Below are 3,366 nucleotides of genomic sequence, written 5' to 3'. Positions count from 1 at the left end.
CGGCGCTCTTCACCGGGCCCTCGCAGGGCCGGGCGGCTTCTGGGACGAACTGCTGCCGCCGCCGTCGAAGCAGGCGCGCGGCATCGTGGCGCGCGCGGCGCAGTTGGTGGGCGCGCGGCGGTTGGACCGCTCGGTGCCCAATGACTGTTCGGGGCTGGTGCGGCTGGCCTATCTCCAAGCCGGCATCGACCTGGTGGCGCACGGCTTCCTCGCGGGCGAGAACGCGGTGACGGGCATCTTCCGGCGCGCGCAGGCGGCGGGCGCGGTGCACCGGCTGAACCCGCGTCCGGGCGACCTGGCGTTCTTCAAGGAGACGTACGACCGCAACCGCGACGGCAAGCGCAACGACGGCATGACGCACATCGCGGTCGTGGAGGCGGTGGCGCCGGACGGCACCGTGACGTTCATCCACCGGGGCGGCAAGGGCGTGGCGCGCAGCCGCATGAACCTGGCGCTCCCCACGGTGCACCGGCTCAACTCCGGTGCGCTGCTCAACGATTTCATCCGACCGGCGAGCAAGGGGATGCGCGCGTACCTCGCGGGCGAGCTGTTCGTCGCGTTCGCTTCACCTGGAGGTTTGTAGTCTCACGGCAGTCGCAACCTGGGCTCGCACCGCGAGCGCGTTTGAATCCAGGCGCGGGTGTGGCGTCATCCCGCGCATGAGATTGCCCCTGCTCCTGGGATGCCTGTTGCTGTCGTCCGGCTGCATCGTGGCGGAGACGCGTCCCTCGCGTCCTCCGCGTCCGCCTCCGAGGCCGCCCCCGTCACGTCCGGTGGCGATGGGCTACGACGAGGCCGTGCGGCGCGGGTTCGACCAGTGCCGCGCTCGCGGCTACCGCTGCGAGTTGAAGGAGGCGCACCTCACCGGCAACGACGTGTGGAAGGTGAAGTTCCGCGTGGATGGCCGGGGCGAGAAGGGGCACCTGCACCTGGACTACGACGCGTACTCGCGCAACCTCATCAAGGTGAACGACAAGGTGAAGGACAAGGGCGGCCACTGGGACGACGACTGGGACGGCCCGGGGCGTGGCAAGAAGAAGGGCCACGCGCACCGGGACGACTGAGGCGCTCGCTGCTAGCGCGAGGCCTTCTTCAGCAGGGCCTCGGTGTGGTCCAGCAGCTGCGTCCCACCGGGCTGCTCGTGGCCGGGCACGATGATGCGGGCGTCGGGGAAGTGCTCGCGCTCGCGCTTCAGGCTCGCGGGCCAGGCGGCGACGTCCGCGTCCTCCAGGTTGCCCAGGGTCTTCGCGCTGGCGTCCTTGATGAAGCAGCCGCCGTAGAGGATGCCGGAGGCCGGGTGCATGACGACGAGGTTGTCGGGCGTGTGGCCGGCGCCGGGGAAGAACACCGACAGCGGGCCGAAGTCCTGCGCATCGCTCAGCCGCTGCTGGGGAACGGGGTTGCCCTCCGCCTTTGCTCGGCGGGCCGTGTCCTCGCGCGCGTGGACGGGGATGCCCTGGGCGTCGAGCGTGGGGATGCCGCCGGTCCGGTCGATGTGGAAGTGCGTCACCAGCGCGGCGCGCACCGGGTGGTGGAGCGTGTCCTTCGCCCAGGCGAGCAGCACCTTGGAGTGCTCCGGCGTCCAGCCTGTGTCGACGAGGATGGACGCGTCACCGTCCTCCACGAGGAGCCCGTTCGCGGGGGTGCCGCCCCAGTCCTTGCCCGCCTTCGTGACGTGAATCCACACGCCCGGGGCGATGCGGCGCACACGCACGTCCTTCGCGAGCACGACCTCCTCCTGCTTCGCGGAGGCCGCCTTGGCTGTCTTGGGAGGCGGCGCCGCGGAGGCGGTGGCGGCACAGGCGAGGAAGGCGAGCAGGGTGACGCGGCGCAGTGGCTTCATGGGGCTCCAGGAGGGGGAACGCATCGAGAGGCCCGCCGCGACTGCAAGATGGATGCACAGCGGAACCGCCGCGCTCCAGCCCGAGTCCCCTGCGAGCGCGCGGCCTCCGTGCCGCACCCGCGTCCGGGGAGCCACGCTACGGCGTGGACTTCTTCTTCAGCTCTTCGATGATCCGGGCGAACGTCTGGGGGCTACAGGCCTTGCCGCCTGGAGGGTTCTCCGCCGCGCGCGTGAGGGCGGGCAGGGCGGCGGGGTTGCCCAGCGATGCGAGCTGCCCCGCGGCCTTCGTGCGCACGCTGCATTCGCTGGACTCCAACGACGCGGAGTAGAGCGCCACCAGGTCCAGGCCCGAGGTGTCCTTCGTCACGTCCAGGTAGCGCAGCGCGCCCCACTGCTTCGTCGAGGGCTCTCCCCGGGCCAGGGACTCGAGATGGGAGCGCACCGTGTCGGCAGGCAGCGCCTCCAGGGCCCGGCGCGCGGAGAGGTCCTTCTCGTTGTTGCCGAAGTCCTCGGCCAGCCCGTCCAGGAGCCGCGGCTCCGGCGACTTCCGGCCTTCCTCGTCGAGGCCCAGGATGAGGCCGTGCTCCTCGTTGTGCCTGTTCAGTGCGTGCTTCACCACCGCGCGCAGCCGCGTCGTTTCCGCGTCATCCGGCACATCCGGCGCCTCCAGCCGCTGGAGCGCCTCCTTGGGCTGGTCGTCGTCCAGCAGCCAGCGCGCCTGCACCCGCGGATCATTCGCGTGCACCGTCCAGGCGGCGCCCGCCACCAGCAGCGCCAGGCGCTCCCGCGGCGACGCCGGCCTGCACGCGCGGCCGCTGACGCAGGAAGGCCATGCCCTCGCGCGCCTTCGTGCGCAGACCGTCCAGGGGCGACGGCTTCGTCCCGGAGTCGGGGAGGCCCAGCGTCGCGCCGAACGGTGAGCCCTCCACCGAGCGCGTCACCCGGTACAGCTGCACCTTCTCATTGCGGCCGGGCAGGGGGATGGTGCCGCAGGGCTCGGCGGGGGCCTCGGCGCGGTTGCGCACCATGTTCACGGCCTCGGTGAAGGTCACCTCGTCCGCGGCGGCCACGTGCTCCACCGCCTTCACCACCTCCATCGGCTCGCCGAGCACCGCGTCGTTCGTCACCAGCACCTCGCCCGCGTGCAGGCACACGCGGATGTGGAGCTGGTGCTCCAGCGGCACCGTCTGGTTGAAGCGCCACAGCGCCTCCTGCATCGCCATGCCGCAGCGGATGGAGGAGGAGGGGGCCCGGAAGACCGCGAGCAGCGCGTCGCCGCGCTTCTGCACCAGCTTCCCGTCATGCTCGCGCACCAGCGGCATCAGTAGCCGGTCGTGCGTGTCCAGCATGCGCGCGTTCTCCTCGTGCGTCTGCCGGCTCATGCGGTCGGTGAAGCCCTGGATGTCGGTGAGCATCACCGTCACGTTCTGCGCCTTCGTCACCGCCGCGCCGCCCGTCACCGCGGGCATCCCGCCGCCCGTCACCCGGCCCGCCGTGCCGAACGCCGCCGTGCCCGTGCGCTG

Annotated in this window: 5 protein-coding genes; 2 read left to right on the top strand and 3 right to left on the bottom strand. The window is 71.7% G+C overall.

From position 1 onward, the window contains the following. Both ACLEQD_RS39725 and ACLEQD_RS39720 read left to right on the top strand, forming a co-directional pair. Positions 1-583, top strand: a 583-nt coding sequence (locus ACLEQD_RS39725) for a CHAP domain-containing protein (RefSeq protein ID WP_410391124.1), incomplete at its 5' end; no start/stop codon positions are given. A gap of 76 nt (positions 584-659) precedes the next feature. Next, on the top strand, positions 660-1,064 hold the full coding sequence (locus tag ACLEQD_RS39720; RefSeq protein WP_410391123.1) for a hypothetical protein: 405 nt from the start codon (positions 660-662) through the stop codon (positions 1,062-1,064). Positions 1,065-1,075: 11 nt separating this feature from the next. Here the strand turns inward: ACLEQD_RS39720 and bla are convergent, their stop codons facing one another. The 3 genes from bla to ACLEQD_RS39705 all read right to left on the bottom strand — a co-directional run. Next, complete coding sequence (gene bla / locus ACLEQD_RS39715; protein WP_410391121.1) at positions 1,076-1,843, bottom strand: subclass B1 metallo-beta-lactamase; 768 nt, start codon at positions 1,841-1,843, stop codon at positions 1,076-1,078. 136 nt (positions 1,844-1,979) lie between these two features. Then, a complete protein-coding gene (locus ACLEQD_RS39710; protein ID WP_410391119.1) occupies positions 1,980-2,609 on the bottom strand; it encodes a hypothetical protein in 630 nt (209 codons plus the stop codon). After that, the coding region (locus tag ACLEQD_RS39705) for an adenylate/guanylate cyclase domain-containing protein (RefSeq protein ID WP_410391118.1) at positions 2,575-3,366 on the bottom strand (792 nt) is incomplete at its 5' end. The genes ACLEQD_RS39705 and ACLEQD_RS39710, both read right to left, overlap by 35 nt.

The sequence above is a fragment of the Corallococcus sp. 4LFB genome (assembly GCF_046520365.1).
GTDB lineage: Bacteria > Myxococcota > Myxococcia > Myxococcales > Myxococcaceae > Corallococcus > Corallococcus caeni.
This window is presented reverse-complemented; position numbering and strand designations above follow the sequence as displayed.